This window comes from Pontibacter brevis (assembly GCF_054779655.1).
Genome location: NZ_BAAGXV010000003.1, coordinates 32,409 through 52,895 on the forward strand (window position 1 = coordinate 32,409; position 20,487 = coordinate 52,895).

The 20,487-nt window shown below is 39.2% G+C and carries 12 protein-coding genes; 11 read left to right on the plus strand and 1 reads right to left on the minus strand.

Annotated features, from left to right (window positions below; genetic code table 11):
* Nucleotides 1-176: 176 nt before the first annotated feature.
* The 10 genes from ACYVB1_RS00645 to ACYVB1_RS00690 all read left to right on the plus strand — a co-directional run bounded on the left by ACYVB1_RS00645 (nucleotide 177) and on the right by ACYVB1_RS00690 (nucleotide 16,954).
* Entirely contained in the window at nucleotides 177-1,295 is a 1,119-nt protein-coding gene (locus ACYVB1_RS00645; RefSeq protein WP_460919439.1) for a glycosyltransferase, read from the plus strand.
* A gap of 31 nt (nucleotides 1,296-1,326) precedes the next feature.
* Nucleotides 1,327-1,710 (plus strand): hypothetical protein, encoded by a 384-nt coding sequence (locus tag ACYVB1_RS00650; RefSeq protein ID WP_460919441.1) that lies wholly within the window; start codon nucleotides 1,327-1,329, stop codon nucleotides 1,708-1,710.
* Nucleotides 1,711-1,743: 33 nt separating this feature from the next.
* A complete protein-coding gene (locus ACYVB1_RS00655) occupies nucleotides 1,744-3,561 on the plus strand; it encodes a glycosyltransferase family 4 protein (protein WP_460919443.1) in 1,818 nt (605 codons plus the stop codon).
* A gap of 19 nt (nucleotides 3,562-3,580) precedes the next feature.
* Nucleotides 3,581-4,726, plus strand: coding sequence for a non-hydrolyzing UDP-N-acetylglucosamine 2-epimerase (wecB, locus tag ACYVB1_RS00660; RefSeq protein WP_460919445.1), 1,146 nt, complete (start codon nucleotides 3,581-3,583; stop codon nucleotides 4,724-4,726).
* Nucleotides 4,727-4,771: 45 nt separating this feature from the next.
* Nucleotides 4,772-8,026, plus strand: a complete 3,255-nt coding sequence (locus ACYVB1_RS00665) for a PQQ-dependent sugar dehydrogenase (RefSeq protein ID WP_460919447.1) — start codon at nucleotides 4,772-4,774, stop codon at nucleotides 8,024-8,026.
* A 192-nt stretch (nucleotides 8,027-8,218) separates the two neighbouring features.
* Complete coding sequence (locus ACYVB1_RS00670; RefSeq protein ID WP_460919449.1) at nucleotides 8,219-12,040, plus strand: glycosyltransferase; 3,822 nt, start codon at nucleotides 8,219-8,221, stop codon at nucleotides 12,038-12,040.
* A gap of 2 nt (nucleotides 12,041-12,042) precedes the next feature.
* A complete protein-coding gene (locus ACYVB1_RS00675) occupies nucleotides 12,043-13,167 on the plus strand; it encodes a glycosyltransferase (RefSeq protein WP_460919451.1) in 1,125 nt (374 codons plus the stop codon).
* Nucleotides 13,168-13,169: 2 nt separating this feature from the next.
* On the plus strand, nucleotides 13,170-15,335 hold the full coding sequence (locus ACYVB1_RS00680) for a glycosyltransferase (protein ID WP_460919453.1): 2,166 nt from the start codon (nucleotides 13,170-13,172) through the stop codon (nucleotides 15,333-15,335).
* A 9-nt stretch (nucleotides 15,336-15,344) separates the two neighbouring features.
* On the plus strand, nucleotides 15,345-16,139 hold the full coding sequence (locus ACYVB1_RS00685) for an ABC transporter permease (RefSeq protein WP_460919455.1): 795 nt from the start codon (nucleotides 15,345-15,347) through the stop codon (nucleotides 16,137-16,139).
* 11 nt (nucleotides 16,140-16,150) lie between these two features.
* Nucleotides 16,151-16,954, plus strand: coding sequence for an ABC transporter ATP-binding protein (locus ACYVB1_RS00690; protein ID WP_460919457.1), 804 nt, complete (start codon nucleotides 16,151-16,153; stop codon nucleotides 16,952-16,954).
* Between the two features lie 68 nt (nucleotides 16,955-17,022).
* On the opposite strand, the gene ACYVB1_RS00695 is transcribed toward ACYVB1_RS00690, so the two are convergent.
* On the minus strand, nucleotides 17,023-18,342 hold the full coding sequence (locus tag ACYVB1_RS00695) for an O-antigen ligase family protein (RefSeq protein WP_460919459.1): 1,320 nt from the start codon (nucleotides 18,340-18,342) through the stop codon (nucleotides 17,023-17,025).
* Nucleotides 18,343-18,696: 354 nt separating this feature from the next.
* Here ACYVB1_RS00695 and ACYVB1_RS00700 point away from each other — a divergent pair, with 354 nt between their 5' ends.
* Nucleotides 18,697-20,334 (plus strand): T9SS type A sorting domain-containing protein, encoded by a 1,638-nt coding sequence (locus ACYVB1_RS00700; RefSeq protein WP_460919461.1) that lies wholly within the window; start codon nucleotides 18,697-18,699, stop codon nucleotides 20,332-20,334.
* Nucleotides 20,335-20,487: the final 153 nt, after the last annotated feature.

The window sequence follows — 20,487 nt, forward strand, 5'->3', positions numbered from 1 at the left end:
ACGATAGGTAATTAGGATTAACTAAAGAATATCTATAATTAAAAAAAATATATATAGAAATCCTCAATACTGGAAGTTACAACACTTTTTTTGTTCAAAATTATAGCTACTTTAGCGCCTGAATAAGCCACTTGAAAACACCTTATTCTTCTATTTAGCTCTGACTATACAAACTTATGATTGTTGTACATGTTGTTGAACCCTTTGCTGCTGGTGTAGCCGTTTTTGTACGTTCCCTTACGGAAACGATGCCAGAAGAGTTGCACATCGTGATACATGGTGAGCGTACACAAGTGATGCCGGCAAAGGAGGTGAAACATTCCTTTCCTAAAAAGAATGTACGGTTCATTAGGTGGAAGTCAGCGCAGCGATCTATTAACCCTCTCAAAGACCTTCAGGCGCTTAATGAATTATACAAGATCCTTAGAAGACTAAAGCGCAAGAACCTTGTAGACGCAGTGCATCTTCACTCTTCTAAAAGTGGCCTTTTAGGCAGAATAGCCTGTCGGATGGCTGGAATACATAAAGTAATTTATACTCCCAATGGTGCTCCTTTTTTGTCTGGTGGTAGCAAACTGAACAGTTACTTTTACCAGCAGTTGGAAAAGTTTGGCAGCAGAATTGGTGGCGAAGTGGTTTGTTGCTCTGCCTCTGAATTGGTGGAGTACCAGAAACGCGGAATCAAGGCTACTTATGTAAACAATGGTATCTCTATGGCTTTGGCTACAGAGAATACGGTACAAAAAGCATCGAATGATAAGTTTTGCATTATCACAACTGGCAGAATAGAAGACCAGAAAAATCCATCTTTGTTCAATACCATTGCTTCTTACTTTGAGGAGTTTGACCAGTTTGAATTTATATGGGCGGGAGACGGGAAAGATCGCCCCTGTCTGACAGCAAAAAACATCCAGGTAACAGGTTGGTTGCCATCCTCTCAAATTAAACAATTAGTGGCTCAGGCCGATGTCTATATTTCTACCTCCGTATTTGAGGGTCTTTCTTTTGGCGTGCTAGAGGCTTTGGCCTTAAAGAAGCCGGTGCTCCTGAGCGAATGCGTGGGGAATAAAGACGTGATAAAAAGGGGCGTGAATGGAGACATCTTCACAAACCAGACAGAAGCCATTATCAAAATATTGAGTTACTTCAATAACCGTGATATGGTGGATGTGATGGGCCAGCACTCTCATGATATTTGCACTGCTGAATTTGATATGCACCAGAATTTCAGGAGTTATAAGATGATTTACCAGGGTAACCACAGTTTAACACCTACTCTGTCTGCTGTTTCCTGAACCAGGAGGCGTATGATTACTTAATTTGCTCATGAGAAAAACTTTACTCTTTCAGGAATTCAATTCTTCCTCCGAACATCACTTAGAAGGTATTTACAAATCCTTAGAATTACTTCATCAAAAGCTTGTTAGCGAAATAGAGGCGAAGCAAGCATCTATTCAATTACTGGAAGATAAGGTAGGCAGGTTAGGCAGTATGTTGGATGAAAAAAATGAGCAAATCACTTTGCTGAATGTCGATCTGGACCTTAGCCGCCGCATTGCGGATGGAAACAGGCAGCTCGTGAACAAGCTACTCAATGATATAGACAGGCTTCAGCAGGACGTTGAGTGGTATAAGCGGACATATGAGAGCAGGAGCTTTATAGGAACATTGAAGCAAAAGCTTGCTTGGATGTTTAGACGAGATAAATAATTAAAGCAGTATCTAAAAATTGCATTGTTGGAGATGGTGAGTGAATTAGATGTTCCGAAGCATAAAAATATATTAATAGTTACAGAAAATTTTACTTTTGGAGGGCTTGAAACGCACTTACAGGGTAAAATAAAGCATTTAAAAAATTGCGGGCATGAAATTTTTTTGGTAACAGGACCATCATTTCTTGATCAAAATCTGCCGTACAGTATTTGTAAGAAGGTCTATACAGGATTTAATTTATCTGGCAGTATCACCTCGCAGGAAGCGGTTGAGGTCTCTTATAAATTAGCTGAGATTATTCGGGAGAATGAGATAAATGTTGTTGACGCACATCCTTTTTTCTCCGCTCTTCCCGCTTTTTTCTCCGCACTCATAACAACCACCCCTTTTATTTACACACTACATGGTCCCGCTTCTGTCATGGAAGAATTTGGAGCCTTCACGGAGTGGTTTACCAAATGTATAATGTTTGAAAGTGCCTCTCTGGTGAATAATGTTTCCAGAGAAACTTATGCTCTCACGAAGAACTTCGTGCCTCTTGACAGAAACTTCATTTTTAACAATGCAGTGGATGTAGATGTGTTCAGCCCTGAATTTAATTCAGATAATAAAGTTGAAGGTTGCTGTATTGTAAGTAGACTGGACAGTGCTAAAGTTAAAGGCATAAAAGAGTTTCTCACCTTAGCTACTTATACCAATATTTCAGTTGTTGATATTTATGGAGATGGTCCGGAATACAACAACTTAGTTGAATGGATTTCCTTTAATATCAATAAAGATACTTTATTGGTACAGCTCAAGGGTATCTGTTTTGATATGGCTAGTATTTATAGAAATTATTCTATTGTTGCTGGAATGGGAAGAGTTGCTTTAGAGGCAGCATCCTTAAACAAGCCAGTGATACTAGTCGGGTACGATGGTGTTAAAGGCATACTGGATCAAGATTTAACTGAGCGTGCCTCTTTTTACAACTTATCTGGCAGAGGTTTAAAAAACATAGACAAAGCTTTACTGATTCAGCAACTTGAACGGTTAAGGTTGGATGATACACCTTACCGCTTGGCGCAGTGGATACGGGATAATGCTAATGAGAAAACAAACTGGAAGGTGTTTTCTAAGCAAATTGATCAGATTGGCTGCCATCTCTCTGAATTAGTTCATGATGTTTTTCAATGTTTTCAAAACCATACATCTACTGTTCCTTATGCTTTCGATGAGGTTTTAGCAGGTAACATAAAGAACGTTTTAAGAAGTGCTCGGCACATAGGCAGCAACGCCTATGCCTTTATGCGAGACCTCGAGCTAACTAGGAGTCAAAACTCTCTTATAGCCAGGCAGCAACAGTTTGAAGATTCCTTAAAACTTCATATAGACCAAAGCTTGACTCTTGTTTTAAAAGAAAGAGCAGAAGATTACAGGAACTTCTGTGCCGAAAAAGAAGAGGTGATAAGATCGAAACAGAGTGAAATTAATGAGCTAACGAAGCAGCTACAAGATAAAAACCTGGCGCTTCAGGCATCTCTTCAGGCGGCTCAGGAGGCCGACCGGGGTAACTCAGAAAAAGAGCTGCGGATCCTAGAGTTGGAGGCTCAGTTGGCTCTTTCTGTACAGGCAGCCACTGTTGCGGAAAAGAGCCTTGCTGAACGGGAGCAGCGTGTTAAAGCTTTGGAGTGTCAGATAATAGAAAGCGAACGAAGCCTACATGATGTAAAACTGGTAGAAAAGGGGCTGCTGTATAAGCAAAAGTGTTTGGAGTTAGACTTAAACTGGTATAGGGCTACTTTTGAGGATAGGTGTTTATTCGGAATCATTAAAGACAAGACTCTTAAAGTTGCCCACAAGAAATAAGAATTTTTTAATAAGCTATATGATGAACAACAAAATACTCTTTGTGTTTGGCACACGCCCTGAAGCTATCAAAATGGTGCCTCTGATTAAGGAGATGGCAGGAGACGCAGACTTTGAAGTAAAAGTTTGTGTTACTGGTCAGCACAGGAAGATGCTTGATCAGGTTCTTAATTTTTTTAATGTTAAGCCTGACTACGACTTAGAACTGATGAAAGTAAATCAGTCTTTAATGGATATAACAGTTGATGTACTTAAAGGAGTAGATGCAATCATTAAAGAAGACTTCAACCCAGATTATGTAGTTGTTCAGGGAGACACAACTACTGCTATGGCTGGTGCTCTCGCAGCTTTTTACACAAAGGCTAACGTTATACATTTGGAAGCAGGCCTCAGGAGCTTCGAAAAATACTCCCCTTATCCTGAAGAAGTCAATAGAAAGTTAGTTGGTAAGTTAGCAGATCTTCATTTTGCACCAACACAAAAAGCTGTAGAGAATTTAATAGCGGAAGGAGTAATGCCATCCTCCATATGGAATGTAGGAAATACTGTGATCGATGCTCTTCTTTTGGGGCTTGACATGATAAATCAGCAAAAAACTACAGTTTATGAGGATTATTTCAGTTTCCTTGACAGAACCAAGAAAATTATATTAGTAACAGGGCATAGGAGGGAAAACTTTGGAGAGCCTTTTGAAAAAATATGTCTGGCATTGAAAACAATAGTTGAAAATAATGCAGATGTTGAAATAGTCTATCCGGTGCACCTCAATCCAAATGTAAGAGTACCAGTAGATCGCATATTAAAAAATACAGAAAGAATACATCTTATAGAGCCGCTTGACTATTCTCACCTTATATGGCTATTAAACATTTCCTATCTTGTTATCACAGATTCTGGGGGAATACAAGAAGAGGCACCCGCTCTGGGTAAACCAGTTCTGGTAATGCGGGAAGTTACCGAGAGAATGGAAGGTGTGGATGCCGGAACAGCCAGACTGGTAGGGACCAATGTTGAGAAAATTGTGTCAGAGTGCCAAAACCTGCTTACAAATACTACAGAATATGAGAAAATGGCTAAATCCGTGAATCCATACGGTGATGGCACAACAAGCACGCAAATCTTAAAGGTTCTTAAAGAAGAACTTAGTAGTGTTATGATTAACTAATAGTTTAGTAAAACTACCGGAACCTACCATAATAGCCTATTGATAATGTTTACGCGAATTAGTTTCATTACCTTTCTTCTTCACTTTTGTTTCGTTGCCAGCCAAGCGGGTGTCTTTCCAACTGGTTTTTCGCAAACATTGATCGCTGAAAACCTGAATCCGGTAATGATGACAACAGCTCCGGATGGAAGAGTTTTTGTAACAGAGAAAGACGGACGTGTGCGCATCATTGAGGAGAACGTTTTGCTTGCGGATCCTTTTGTTACGCTGGATGTTGATGATGACAATGAGCGTGGATTACAGGGTATAGCATTAGATCCTGACTTTGAGATGAATGGCTATGTTTATGTTTATTACACGGTTTCTGGTAAAAACCATAATCGGGTAAGTCGCTTTACTTCTAACGGCAATTATGCTGTTCCCGGAAGTGAAAGAATTCTTTTAGAGCTTGACCCCCTTTCATGGCTGATACATAATGGAGGGGCTTTGGCTTTCGGAAAAGATGGTAAACTGTATATTGCTACTGGCGATGGTGCAAGTCCTCAAAGTGCACAGAGTTTAAACAGCCTGCATGGAAAAGTGCTCCGCATAAATGTGGATGGTAGCATACCAGAAGATAACCCTTTTGTTGAGCAGACTACAGGTAAATATAAGTCTATTTGGGCTTTAGGCTTCCGTAATCCTTTTACTTTTGAGTTTGATTCGGACAGTGGTTCATTGTTTCTAAACGATGTTGGCGGGGAAGATTATGAAGAAGTTAATGTAGTAGAGGCTGGAATGAACTATGGATGGCCGCTAGTTGAGGGCGTACAGACCACCCAATCAGCCCCTGCAAACTACAAAGATCCTTTATATGCTTACAATCATCAGATAGGATGTGCCATAGTTGGTGCTGCCTTTTATAAACCTTTAAAGCCTACTTTTCCATCAAAATATGTTGGGAAATACTTTTTTGCAGATTACTGTAATAGCAAAATCAATATACTTGATCCGGCTACAGGCGAGGTACTGGAGACTTTTGCTTCAGGCATCATCAGGCCGTTGTCTATAAAAATTACTGGTAATGGAGACTTGTATTACTTGGAAAGAGAAATGCCTTCTGGTACAGGTATGGATGATAACACAAGCTCTAAACAGGGTAAGCTTTGGAAGGTAGTATATACCGGTAGCGGAGCACCTGTAGTGGCTAGCCAACCAGCCAATACATTGGCAGTAGTAGGTGAGGGTGCCAGTTTTCATGTTATAGCTTCAGGTACGGCTCCTTATACATACAGCTGGTACAAAAATGGTATTGCTATACCCGGGGCTACACAAGCGTCTTTTCTATTTGAAGATGCACAATTATCTGATAACGATTCCAGGTTTACCTGCCGAATAACCAATAGCTTCGGTTCTGTGGTATCACAAGAGGCAATCCTAACAGTTACTGCTAACTCTAGGCCTGAACCTGCCATAACTAGTCCTGCTATAAACAGCTTTTACAAGGCTGGGGATGTGATACATTACGAAGGAACAGCTTTTGACGCAGAAGATGGAGAAATTGCACCTGCCTCATTGAGCTGGTGGATCAATTTTCACCATGATTTGCATACGCACCCAGTAATGAGTTCAACATCAGATATCACTTCTGGTTCGTTTGAAGTGCCTCGTTCAGGAGAAACATCAGACAATGTCTGGTACCGTATACACCTTCAAGCCACAGACAATTCAGGCTTATCTAAAACCACTTATCGCGACGTTCTACCCATCAAGGGCGAAATCAAAGCGAGCACCTCACCGGAAGGTCTTCAACTCAATTTTGACGGACAGTACAAGATTTCTCCCATAGCTGTTATAGGAGTGGCCGGTATTATACGAACATTAGAAGCGCCACTAAAGCAGGTAAAGGATGGACATACCTATGTATTCAAGCAATGGTCTGATGGTACTTCCCAACGCATAGTCAATGTGAATACAATTGAGGGCACTTATGAAATCATCGCGCAGTATGAAGAACTGCCATACGGTGAAGGAACGGGTCTCGCTGCTGAATATTTTGTTAATGATAAATATTTCAGGACTTTACCGGTCCTGGCAAGAGTAGATCCGATTGTGGACTTTGAATGGAGTATGGGTGCGCCAGACCCACAGCTACAGGTTGACAATTTTTCTGCTCGTTGGAGTGGAAAATTAATGCCTTATCGTAGCGGCACTTATACATTTTATGTTGCGTCAGATGATGGTGTAAGGCTATGGATAGATGATGAGTTACTGATAGACCAGTGGGTGCTAGCAAGAGATGAATATGCGGCAACAATAGAACTTACAGCATTCAAAGCCTATGATATCCGCCTTGAGTATTTTGAAGCAAGTTTAGGAGCAATGGTCAGTCTCTCTTGGAGCGGTGAGGGCTTAGAGAAGCAGGTAATTCCGCAGGCTCAGCTTTATCCGGATGCTACTTTGGCGGTGCCTAATGTAGAAATCGATACACCAGTTTCCGAGGCAAGATATATGATAGGTGAAGTATTAGCATTTTCCGGCAGTGGCAGTAGTGCCGATAACTTACCCGTGCCTGCAAGTGATATGAGTTGGTGGATAGACTATCACGACAACGGTAAAATAAGCAGACGTATGGATGTAACATACGGATTGAACGCAGGCACATTCTTGGTTCCTCTTGAAGAGACAACTGGCTCTCTTGACAACGTCTGGTATCGTATCTATTTGAAGGCTGTAGATGAAACCGGATTATCTAAAATTACCTATCGTGATGTTTTAGCCATGAAAGGTAAAATAAGAGCTAATACATCACCGGAAGGATTACAACTAAATATTGATGGGCAAGACAAAGTGGGTCCTATCACGGCCACTAGTGTAGCTGGTTTAACAAGGCAAATAGAAGCACCACTTAAACAACTCTTTGAAGACAAAGAGTACTTCTTTCAAGAATGGTCTGATGGTACTTTAGAACCTGTTATAACTATTACCACAGGGGAGACTGTTCTATCTATCACAGCCATTTACATAGCAAAAGAGGAAGTATTGGGTATTGAGCATGAAAAACAAAATGCCCCCCTGAACATATATCCTGTTCCTGTCCACAATAAACTGTACATTGATTTAAGTGGTGTTAATGAGAAGTACATGACTTTACACATCTATTCTGCCTTAGGTAAAATGCATATAAATAGAAGAATAAGTAGTGGCGACCTCATCGATGGCTTGTTAGAGTTGGATGTTTCATCTTTGATGAATGGCCTATACATGATTAAAATCAGTGGAGAAAGATTTTCAGGCATCAGGAAGTTTATTAAAGATTAAAAGCAGATACTTGATTAAGGAAACGAACTTAAGCTGGTCTTCTGCCCTTTAATAGCAGTCACAAAACTCATAAAAACTGTAATTAGCCGGGTCTTTCATATTCAGTAACGTTTAGTTAAAGTTGAATTTCATAGAAGAACTTGCTCAACATTTACAGCACAATTTATTCATTCATACTTTTACCTCTGTTTCATGCAACCCAAAGTTGGTATCGTAATTGTATCTTATAATGCTTCTTTAGCAGTTAGAGCAACACTTGCTAGTTTAAGACAAGCTAAAAATGCTGTTCCTTTCAAAGTTCTGCTAATCGATAACGCCTCCAGAACTAATGAACGCCAAACCATTCGTGCAGCTTTTGAGAAGCATGTATCAGAGGAGAAATTAGACTGGAAATTTATTCAACTGAACAAAAACAAGGGATTTGCAGGAGGTAATAACTACGGTATAAAAGAATTCCAGAAAGACAATGAACTAACCCACTTGTGTTTATTAAACAGTGATGTTATTGTGTCGGATTACTGGCTCGACAGGCTTGTTGAAAAACAAATACCGGTTATAAGTGCTGTTACAAACAAAGCAGACAGTGAGCAGTGTGTGCCCGTGGATTACGAGGTTGAGCTTGTTGCCTGTTTAGACACTCAAACTGAATGTGTGCCTGCGAATTCATTTTCTACTATAAATAATTTTGCTCAAAACTGGTATCAAGCGTGGAAAGGAAATGTAGTTTTTACAGATGTTACTTTCTTCTGTGTGCTTATCAAAATGTCTGTATTCAACCAGGTTGGGCTACTTGATGAGAACTTTTTTCCTGGTGGCTATGAAGATGATGATTATTGTGCACGTTTAACCGCAATGGGTATAGACATCGGGCTGTCACGTGATGTCTTTATGCATCACTTTGGTTCAGCATCATTTGGACAGTTACAACAGGAATACTTCAAAGGTAAGGCTTCTAAAAACAGAGAATACCTGGAAAAGAAGCATGGCTTTACCTGGAAAAGACGTCCGGAAAAACCTATTATTTCTTATGCACAGGATATTGTTTTTGCTCTAAAAGGACTTGGTGAGCGTACTTTACAGTTAGAATACCAGACCACTTATGTGGAGAGTTTAACTAAATTGATAAACCATTACGATAATGAGTTCACAGCCATAAAAAATCACTTACTTAACTGCGGACATGCCATACCTGAGCAGTTACTTGTGCTAATCAATGAAGCCAGTCAGTTTACTGACAGTAAGGCAGACTGGTCGAATGCCCTGGATAGTATTAATATAGGGCTTAAAAAGGTGCCATGTGATACTCTGCTTATAGCTAAAATTGAACAAAAGCTTGCAAACGTTTCTGATGGTATCTACGCCAAAGCAGAGTGTAATTTAGCAATGGTCGATTTCCTTGTTAAAATTGGTGTTTTTTCTTCTGGTCAGCCAGCTTCTACTAAAAGTGCCCTTAAAAAAGCGAAATGGCTTTTTAAAAATGGCTTGTCTTTTATCTTCAACCTGAGGGGAATTGTGTTTTTTGGTGGTTATCCATATCCGAAATGGGAAAGAGACGGATATTGGCAGCGAATTAGATCCATTGATAACCTTTTTAAAGATAGATGGCGGGTTTACGTAGACCACTTCAAAACTGAAGGTATAGATACCTGGTATGACAGGCCAGAACCTAATGTTCTTGTTCTACATATCAATAACCACCGCTACAAATGGTTCATGAAGCTTCTTGTTAATCTTTGTGTGCTCCGGTGTAGAACGGTTTATTATCACAGTGTTCTCCGAATGGAGGATAGCAAGTTTGGCTCTTTTATGAATTGGCGTGGTGTCAAGAAAGTGATTGACATTCACGGTGTTGTACCAGAAGAGTTTCGCTTGCACAACGATTTTTATAGTGCGTGTCTCTATGATGAACATGAAAAACTGGCTGTGAAAGAGGCCGACCTTTTTATTGTTGTATCAGAAGCTATGCATCAGTACTTTCAGCAAAAGTATCGGGAAGCTTTATACGGAACAAAAGTTATTACCTTACCTATTTTCCCAAACATCAGTTCTGTAAGCTTTGCAAAACCATACATTCAGGGCAAGCCAATTGTTGTTTACGCTGGTGGAACACACAAATGGCAGCAGGTGCCAAAAATGATTGATGCTATTGTCGCTACAAGAGAGCATTGCATACATAAATTTTATTGTCCAAATCCTGCTGAAGTATTAGAGATGCTTCCAGCGTATATCAAAGAGGAGAATCTTGTCACAGTGGATAGTAAACCACACCATGAATTGCTGAAATGCTACGAGGAGTGCCATTATGGATTTATACTTCGTGAAGATATTATTGTTAATCATGCGGCATGTCCTACTAAACTGGTAGAGTACATAGCTATGGGGATTGTACCTATTGTGGACTGTGAACATATGGGGGATTTTACCTCTCTTGGCATGCAGTACATCAGGATTAGAGATTTTATTTCAGGAAACATGCCAACTGAAACCTTAAGAAACAGCATGGCAGAAGCTAATTTGCAGGTTTATAGTAAACTGCAGGAGATGAATAATAGTGGTAAAAGATACCTCCAAGAATCTCTGTTATCTAAACATGCTATTGAAAGCAGGGAAGACAATACATTATATCATGAATCTCTCAAAAAGAAGCTTGTAAAGAAGGCGCTTCCTTACCATACCTTACGTGGTAAAGTTGCCCGTAAAATCTGGCTAAAAGCCAATTTCAAAAGCTATAGTCCAGAATGTCTGCCTTCAGTAGATAATACGACAGCAACACACAGCGCTCCTGACGTGGGTGCTAATGTGCCATTCATTGCTCCTTGTGATATTCTGGTACAGGTCGATAATTTTCTTGCAGGTGGACTTGAGAATGTTGTTTTAGATTTGAATGAGACATTAATAAGTTCAGGTTACAAAATTACGATGCTCGTTCTCGGTGAAGCTGGAGCAGGAGTAGATCGCGCCATTAACAAAGGAATGAATGTCTGTGTTACAGAATATAGTCCGATGACGTATGGCTTACTCCTTAAAGCAGCAAAACCAAAGCTAATCATCTGTCATTACTCTATTCATGGTGCAGAGACATGTTTTCAAATGAATATACCGCTGATACAGGTTATTCATAATACCTATATGTGGTTCTCTCATGAACAGGCTGAAGAGTATATTAAAGCTGCGAACTCTACGACTGCCTTCATCTGTGTTTCTGAGTTTGTAAAAGACTATAGTATCAGCAGGTTAGGTATACAGGCTGAGAAATGCTTTGTTATTCCGAACGGAATCAATACTTCCTTCTTCAAAAAAATGGATGTCGAGCATGAACGTGAGGCATTGAGAAAAAAACACCAATTTTCCACCAGTGATTTTGTTTTTTTAAGTGTAGGGTCCATAACCCATCAAAAAAATCATTTAAGTGCAGTAAAGTCTTTTCATCAGGCTTTCAAAAATAACCCGAATATCAAGCTGATAATTCTGGGAAAAGTATATGAGCAACAACTCTGGAGCAATATCCAAAAGTATATTTCCAGAAATAGATTAGAAAGCAATATTATGTATGCCGGTGAAACACCAAATCCTGCGGCTTATTATTATATGGCTGACGCTTTTGTGCATAGTGCTTTCTTCGAGGGAGGTCCTTTGGTTTTATTAGAGGCTTTAGCTGCAAACTTGCCGATAGTTTCAACTGAAACTGGTGTTGCTAGCCAGTTTTCAGGGTTAAATGGAGTTGCTTTGGTTCCGCCTCCGGTAAACATCTCTAGGTACAAGGGACAAATCTGGGAACTTGAATCTACTTCTGAATTTGAGAAAAATCTGGCTTTGGAAATGCAAAAAGCGTTTGAAAATAAAGTAAGACCCAACCTGTCATCTGAATTTGTTGAACAGCTTGATACACGGCACACTTACCTGCATTATGTAGCGTTTATATCTAATTTGCTCCGTCACCATGATAGTGGTACCGGATATTCCCTAGCTAAGTTGGCCATGGATATTACAGAACCTGCTCAGCCTACATTCTGAATATGAGCATGATGCCCCTAATTTCTATTGTACTGCCCACTTTTAATGGTGGTGAATTTATAGTTAAGGCTATTGAGAGTTGTTTAAAGCAGACGTACAAAAATTTCGAATTGATTATAGTGAATGACTGCTCTACGGACAATACACGGAATATAGTGGAGGAGTACTGTAAGCATGACACCAGAATCCGTGTCATCAATAATGAGGTTAATTGTAAGCTGCCAAAATCGCTTAATATTGGTTTTGATAGTGCTAGAGGTGATTATTTGACCTGGACATCAGATGATAATTACTTTGCACCACAAGCTTTAGAAACTCTCTTAGGTGAATTAGAGAGGAATGTGGATACAGATATTATTTACTCATCCTACAGCTTCGTTGATGAAAAAGACAATGTGCTGGAGTATTATGGAGGTGCTCCGGAGAACTTGTTGTTTAGCTGTATTATTGGAGCATGCTTCTTATACCGCAGGAATGTACATGTAGAATTAAAGGGCTATGCGCTAGATAAGTTCAGAATGGAAGACATGGATTTTTGGCTCAGAGCTGCCGCAAAATTCCGCTTTCAGTTTATAGATGATAAAAGTCTGTACTTTTACCGAAAACACAAGAACTCGCTAACCAGTCACATTTATTCCAATCAAGCAGTCTTAGCTGAATACCGGCAGAATTACTTTGCCTCCTTCAAACATTTTTTCAATAATTTTCTTGAAGCTAATTTCTCAGATGAAGATCTAGAAATTCATGTTAAGATATTTTTCGAAGACATTTTATCGAAAAAGAAATTTGATTTTAGCTTAAGTGACGAAGTGCTTTTGTGTCTTCATCATTTGGAAAAGCTGTCTAATTTAGATTGGAACAAGGTGTCTTTTAACAGAGAAAGGGTACAAGATTTAGTTACGAAGAAAAAAGACAGGATAATAAGTATAGTTATCAATGATTTGATATTTCATAATAAGCAACTAATTCAACAAAATCCTGCTCTTGCTGCGCATATAGATAAGCCAATTTCCTGGTACTACAGAGAGTATGAGGTACTACCGAGGTGGTATAAACGTATTGGGCATTTAATTAAGATGCTGCAAGGGAATAAACCAATCCCATTTTTTTCTAGCCAAAAATCGTAGCAATGAAATATTGGTTGTTGACTACTGAATATCCTCCTTTTTTTGGAGGTGGGATTAGCACTTATTGCTTTTACACTGCAAAAATGCTTGCTGAAAATGGACATCAGGTTACGGTGTTTATTAATGACAGCTCTATTAGTACCCTTAAAGTTGAGCAGCAGCCTGGCATTAGAGTAGTTCGTTTTAATCCCACTTTATCAGAGTCTTCATCTTTTTTAGGCTATTCGACATGTGTAAGTTATGAGTTTGCACAGATCGTTAAAAGCTTCATCGAAAGAGAAGGAAAGCCAGATATTATAGAGTCACAGGAGTATTTAGGTATCGCATACTACCTGTTACAATATAAACACCTACATTATGACTGGTGTAAAGATATACCTGTGCTAATAACGATGCATTCACCCGCTTTCCTTTATTTAGAGTTTAATCACGTTCCGCTTTACACGTACCCCAATTTCTGGATAGGAGAAATGGAGCGATTCTGCATCAAGTCAGCAGACATTTTAATATCTCCTAGCAGGTACCTTGTTGAAGAAGTATCAAAAAGATTTAGCTTAGAAGGACAAGAAATAATTGTTCTGCCTAATCCTTACAGAGGTGATTGTAGAATTCAAAAGAGAGCTACTGATACAGAGCCAGGTAAAATCGTCTTTTTGGGGAAATTGTCAGTGCAAAAAGGCTCTTTTGAGTTGCTGCGTTATTTCACCGAACTTTGGGATAATGGTTTTTCAGAACCATTAAATATGATTGGAGCACAAGATATTGTGTACCACCCTGAAGGTAAAACCATGGGTGACATCATCAGAAAAAAATATAAAGGTGCTATAGACAGAGGTTTACTGCACTTAGAGCACAAAATTGACCCATCCCAATTACACAAGCGCTTACATGATTCTAAAGTAGTTATTGTTCCAAGCACTGTTGATAATCTTCCATACGTTGTCATGGAGATGATGAGCATGGGGTTGATAGTTCTTGTTTCAAAGCAGGGGGGGCAGACAGAAATTGTTGATGATGGGATTAACGGATTTGTGTTCGACCATACATTCCCGGAAAGTTTTTATTCGCAACTGAATCGGATTTTAGAACTTACACCTGTACAGAGACTAGAAATAAGCAACAATGCAATTCGCAAAATTAAGGAATGCTTTGATCCCCAAAGCATATACATTGAAAAAGTAGCACTACTGCAAAGCGTGATCTTTTCCAAGACACGAAGCAAACAGTTCCCTTTTTGTCACCATTTGGTCTCCACGTGTAAGCAGGAAACAACTGACTCAAAAAAAGCTGATTTTCTTTCTATTGTAATTCCCTACTATAATATGGGGCAGTATATCGAAGACACAATAGAATCGCTTACTAAGGTTACACATAATAACATTGAAATAATCATTGTAAATGATGGCACTACAGATAAAGCAAGCTTGGTAAAGCTTAAAGAATTAGAGGGACGCCCGAAGACAAAGATTATCTCAACGCCTAACAGAGGGCTTGCTGCTGCCCGAAACTTAGGTGCAAGTATAGCTACAGGTAAATACTTGGCTTTTTTAGATGCCGATGATATTGTCTTGCCGGAATATTATTCAAAAGCAATAAATGTACTTCAACATCAGGACAATGTTAGCTTTGTAGGCTGCTGGACGCGGTACTTTGAAAAGTCAAGTGATGTATGGCCGACCTTTACTCCTGAACCACCAATCTTAATGTATCATAATCTAATCAATTCTAGTTCATTGGTCTATAAAACCGAAGCTTATTTAACCAGTGGATTGAATGATGAAAATATGCCTTTCCAAGGACTTGAAGACTATGATAGTGTTATATCTTTGGTGAGTAACGGGTATAGAGGTGTAGTGTTACCCGAAGTTCTGTTTCACTACAGAGTGAGGAAAACCTCTATGATAAGAGGAGTTTCAAAAGAGAAAAAGCTACTTCTACTAAATTATATAACTACGAAACATAGATCTCTATATACTAAATTTGCCTATGATTTACACAACTTACAAATGTCCAATGGTTCAGGGTTGTTCATAGATAATCCATCTCTAGATTACCTTACCTTAAGTAAATTTCCCTTTAGTAGAAAAATTTCGAATAAGATTTTGCTGCTTATAAAGAGAAACAGATATGCCAGAAAAATTGCATATCATGTAAAACAGTTATATTAAAATGACATCATGATTAGTATTTTAAACAATTGGTTTGTTAACACTAACAGATCCGAAAGGCTGTGGCTTTTAGCCAAAATTGAATTCAAACTCAGGTATTACGAAAATACGCTCGGTCTGCTCTGGGCTTTACTTAAACCTGTTATAGATGTTAGTATTTATTATATAGTATTCAAAGTGATACTAAGTGCTGACATTCCTGCATTCGCCTCTTATATATTTATAGGCCTTGTATTTTGGAATTTCTTTCTGGAAAGTACAACCGGTACAATATCTATCCTAAACACAAAGAAGCACCTCTATGAATACACGAATATGGATAAACTTGAAATTTATATTTCAACCATCATTAGTAACTCCATTGGGTTTTGCTTCAATATCTTGATGTTTATCGTTTTCTACGTTTTTATTGAAAATGAATCGTTGGGGTTTAATATCAATAACTTGTGGATATTCCCTCTGTTTATAAATATTTTTATTTTATCTCTTGGTCTATCAATCATACTATCATGCATTTACATTGTAGCGAAAGATATAGCTCAGATATGGCAGGTTTTTACTACTTTTCTTTTCTTCTTATCCCCAATATTTTACAAGTTATCTGTGTTCAAGGAAGCATTGCCTACTTTTGATTATGCGAATCCATTAGCTGGTATCATCATAAATGCTCGCCGGGTGATGATGCAAGGACAAACACCGGACTTCGAACTTATGATTTTCGATTATGGCTATGCTTTTATATTTTTATTTTTAGGTCTTATACTCTTAAACAAACTTGGGTCGAAAGCTGCCGAGAAGCTTTAATATTGTTGATCATGGAAAAGAACATAGCTATAAAAGCAAGAAATATTAGTAAGACCTTTCAGATTTCTGAAGATAGTCATAATACTGTAAAGCATAGGCTCTTCAATATATTCAACCCTTCAAGAAAAAAATATATACCTGCTCTTAAAAGTATGTCGCTTGATATTCTGAAAGGGGAGTGTATCGGATTATTAGGCCGTAATGGTTGTGGAAAGTCAACGCTTATCAAATTATTGGCAGGCGTATATCCTACGGATAGTGGGTATATTGATATCCAAGGCTCCACCATGTTGATGAACTTAGGTGTTGGAATGAGTCATGAACTAACAGCAAGAGAGAATATTTATGTTTCTGGCTCTGTATTAGGACTGAAAATCAAAGAAATTGATGCAATTTTTAATGAGATTGTAGCCTTCGCTGAACTGGAGGGTTTTATTGATACAAAAATTAAATTTTTTTCTTCAGGTATGGTGGCACGCCTAGGATTCTCCATCGCGGTGAATGCTGGAGCTGATATCATGTTTCTGGATGAAATCTTCGCTGTTGGAGATGCTAAGTTTCAGGAGAAGGCGATAAAAGTTTTCGAGAGTTCCTGGATAAAAGGTAAGACCGTTATTTTAGTTAGTCACTCCATGGACGTTATCCGCCAGTATTGTAACAGAGCAGCATTCCTAAAGAATGGTGAGCTGAAATTCATTGGAGATACAGAAGAGGCTATAGACATGTATCTGAAGGACAATGAGATAACAGTTAAAAGAGAGGTGACACAGCCTAAAGAAGAGGAACAACTTCCGGCTGAGGCACTGTCTGCCTAGCTCTGTCTGTAGTAAATTGCCAGCCTAAAAAGGACTGCTTTATAAGTGAAAATCAGAAAAGGACAGCACTACGGCTGTCCTTTTTTTGTTTTGTCTGCTAAGAGAAAGGGCACAAAAAATCCTGCAATAATACCCCCGAAACTCCTGTCTAAATAAATTTCCGTAACTAAGGCTAGGGTTAGTGTCAGCAGCATCATCGCGGCCAGCGTATCCTTGCTTTGGATTGCACTTACAAGCGGAAACACAATCCATGCGGCCAGAAAGGCAGCCAAGCCTATAAAGCCCATGCTGTATAAAATATCCAGGTAATTGTTGTGGACATTCTTTTTTGTATCAAAAGCAAAGTAAAATTTCTTTTGCTGGTATTTCTGCATAAGAACTTCCTTTTTATCTCCCAAATCTACCCCAACCAGGGGGTTCTCCTTAAACAACTCCCACCCACAATTCCACGCTGCTAACCTGAAATTTGCTCCGTTCCACTGGTCAGTCGTTAGTTCCATATTGTAATGGCTTTCTCTCCCCTTGTTTTCATAAGAATAGTTGCTGTAAGCCAGTTCCCGGTAGCGGTTCAGCATTTGAGGCTGAAATTTAAATACCAGAAAAGCACTGATAAGTAAGGCAAATGACAGAGCCAGCCCCTCCAGCAGCATACGTTTCCTGACGATGTAATAGGCACATAGGCCAATACAAAGAGCCAGTAAAGCAGCCATATTGATACGGCTGCCTAAAAGGTAGCTGATACCAAACATAAATAATACCGCTACAGCCATCCATCCTTTGTGTGCTGTTCTGCGGAACAGGATAAAGTATAAGAATATGTAAATCGCAAAGTTTACCAGAAGCGCAATGTACACCGACTGCTGCTTTATAAGGAGCGTGAGGTTGTCGTTATAGACTGCATCGTTTCGTTGAAGTGTGAAGTAATGGTATAAAGCGGTTCCCAAACAGAGTAAACATACAAGTGTTGTAATACCCGCATAGGTTAAAAGCAGCTTTTCTTTAAAGCTTTTACGCAGGTAAACCAATCCTAGACTTATCGGAAACAATAGCAGGGGGAGACGGAGCACCAGGTAGCTTATTCCTTTATCAATGTTATCTGATAAACCTGTGCTTATGAGTACCAGCAGGAAAAAGAACAGCATCAACTGAATGGATTTCCGCTGCCGAAGCACTTCTAACTTTTCCTTCAACGAAGTTATTGTAATGCAGTATACTACTATTCCTCCTGTGATGATGATATTGACTATACGAAGGTATGACGGGAACAGTGTTACAAAGAATAATACAATCAGGGTGTATAGGATTTTCTCCTGCTTTGTCATGGAATTTAGCGTATGAAAGAGCACAAATTTACATTTAATTCCGGCTCCTAAAAGAACTATTTGCATCTGTATTAGCTATTTAGTGATAGTTTTTAAACAACTGCTAAGTGCTGTCATTATTGATGCTCTGCAATCTTCAACGGGATTTTTGAGCAGCTGCAACTTGCTGTTTCCATTCCTGAAAAGGGAGATGCGTTCACTTAAATAACTAAGTGCTAGCTGCATATAACAATAAGAACTGTGTGATGTCGGCTCCGATAAATGCTTGATAAATAGAGATCTGCGTGCCATAAGATTTGTCTCGCTTCAAATCTGATAGTATTGCCCATTTTAAAGTTTTCTATATCACAAACAATTAGGTTATCATTTCTGTATAAAGCCTCAGGCCAGTATGAAATTTTTAACAAAAGCAAGAGGTATATGAGGAAATATTTACTGATAGGTTTTTTTTTGCTTTTTAATTTCATTGCATCTGCTCAATCGCTTGATTTGAGAGATTATTCTATAAATACCTATAAAACACAGTTTAAGCACACTAAAAAATCACCTGCTTTCTGGAATGAGGCACCTCCCTTGGTGATAAAAGGGGAGTCCTACCAGTACATTTTCACAACACATTTTTCTTCTATGTGGAAGAGTTTTTTTTCACTTGGTCAGCCAAAGGATGATATTCTGCACGTGGGTAGCTGGCAAGGTGGTGAAGTCAAATGGATTGTCTCTTCTTCTCATTGGTGGGGGAAATTTTATGATCCCAATTTTCTTCAGAGTCCGGGATATGAGCATCAACCCCAATGGGAGAACTATCATTGGAGAAGAAACTACAACGGCATTTTTTCTGCGCATGTGGTAGAATATACACCTTCGGAACAGCCAATACTCTTCGCTATCAGTCATGGTGAAAACAAAAATGAGAAAATAGGTCACAACCTTTACCAGAATACTATAAGAACAGACTTTGTAATTGATAAAAATAACAGAAGCACCTATTCAGGTGGTGTACCTTACCAGGATTGCTGGGACGCTTACTTTGGTTTTTTGAACGGGAACTGGACTACTTACAGCAAAGACAATAACTGGGGCAGTGCGTATTTAAATGACATTGGCCCCATTGCCTGGCCGTCCGCAGGTTACCTGCATCAGGACGGCTCACAGGCTTCCACTGGGCTCAGACACCCTTCCTCCATAATAGATGGAGATTACCTGTACATTTTCGTAGTTGATGAATCTAGAAACAATAATGGTGGTGTAAAGCTTATTCGCTCTCATGTTGGCAATCTATTAACTCCTGCCCGTTACGAAACGTGGTCGGGAAGCGGGTGGGTTCCGTCGCTACCTGTAGGTTTTACAAAAGAAAAGGCAGCTGAATTTTTTAAGCAAGAAGGTCCCAAAAATAAGCCTGTTATCCCCCACGACAGAAACACCATCAGGTTTTCTGTAGCAAGAATAAAAGGCACAGAGGAATTTATAGGTATGGAAGAATTTATCATGGGAAGTGGAGATCATACTATTAAAGCAGCGTTTCGATTTTCCAATGATTTGATTCATTGGTCAGACAGAGTTCCTTTTTATGCTGCAGCTGATTGGAGTAGCTCTGCATTAAGATACCCTATCTTTCTCAACAACGATGGAACATCGAACACAGAAATAGACTTGGAGGAGTTTTATGTATTGGGTTCTGCCGGTGATGGAACGGTAACTAAAATGCACTTCAAGTTAGATCAGCGTATATACCCTAATGAGAGAGGGGGGCCGAATGGTTATGCTCCCAGTGCACTATTCCATAACAGTAGATTCAGTGCTACAGATGCGGGATTTACTGTTTCGCCTGTCCCTGCTTCTCTAAACATCGAAGTAAAATTAAGTATAGATGCTGCTTCTAACGTGCAGGTGAATCTCTACAACGCTACAGGAGTGAAAGTAAGAACGCTTCTGAATGATGTCCTGCAAGCCCAGGTTGTCACAAAGACGTTCGATATTTCACAGCTCCAGCATGGGCTTTATGTACTGGAACTCATAAAGAATGATAAAAGCTATTATCACAAAATAATTAAACTTTAATAGTTGCCTCTTCAGTAGTCTCATCTCTATACCAGCATCTATAGATAAAGGGCTGTGTTCTAGAATGTATGATGTTGGAATAAGTATGGCAGCAAGGGTGTTTATAGGAAGTTATGTGCGAGATAACTATCCAGGTAAACTGCCCCTACTGCC

Excerpts from the sequence above, each read along its gene's own strand:
- ACYVB1_RS00675 (WP_460919451.1), top strand. The coding sequence starts at position 12,043 with ATGAGCATGATGCCCCTAATTTCTATTGTACTGCCCACTTTTAATGGT.
- ACYVB1_RS00650 (WP_460919441.1), top strand. The coding sequence starts at position 1,327 with ATGAGAAAAACTTTACTCTTTCAGGAATTCAATTCTTCCTCCGAACAT.
- wecB (WP_460919445.1), top strand. The coding sequence starts at position 3,581 with ATGATGAACAACAAAATACTCTTTGTGTTTGGCACACGCCCTGAAGCT.
- ACYVB1_RS00645 (WP_460919439.1), top strand. The coding sequence starts at position 177 with ATGATTGTTGTACATGTTGTTGAACCCTTTGCTGCTGGTGTAGCCGTT.
- ACYVB1_RS00680 (WP_460919453.1), top strand. The coding sequence starts at position 13,170 with ATGAAATATTGGTTGTTGACTACTGAATATCCTCCTTTTTTTGGAGGT.
- ACYVB1_RS00685 (WP_460919455.1), top strand. The coding sequence starts at position 15,345 with ATGATTAGTATTTTAAACAATTGGTTTGTTAACACTAACAGATCCGAA.
- ACYVB1_RS00670 (WP_460919449.1), top strand. The coding sequence starts at position 8,219 with ATGCAACCCAAAGTTGGTATCGTAATTGTATCTTATAATGCTTCTTTA.
- ACYVB1_RS00665 (WP_460919447.1), top strand. The coding sequence starts at position 4,772 with ATGTTTACGCGAATTAGTTTCATTACCTTTCTTCTTCACTTTTGTTTC.
- ACYVB1_RS00655 (WP_460919443.1), top strand. The coding sequence starts at position 1,744 with ATGGTGAGTGAATTAGATGTTCCGAAGCATAAAAATATATTAATAGTT.
- ACYVB1_RS00690 (WP_460919457.1), top strand. The coding sequence starts at position 16,151 with ATGGAAAAGAACATAGCTATAAAAGCAAGAAATATTAGTAAGACCTTT.
- ACYVB1_RS00700 (WP_460919461.1), top strand. The coding sequence starts at position 18,697 with ATGAGGAAATATTTACTGATAGGTTTTTTTTTGCTTTTTAATTTCATT.
- ACYVB1_RS00695 (WP_460919459.1), bottom strand. The coding sequence starts at position 18,342 with ATGCAAATAGTTCTTTTAGGAGCCGGAATTAAATGTAAATTTGTGCTC.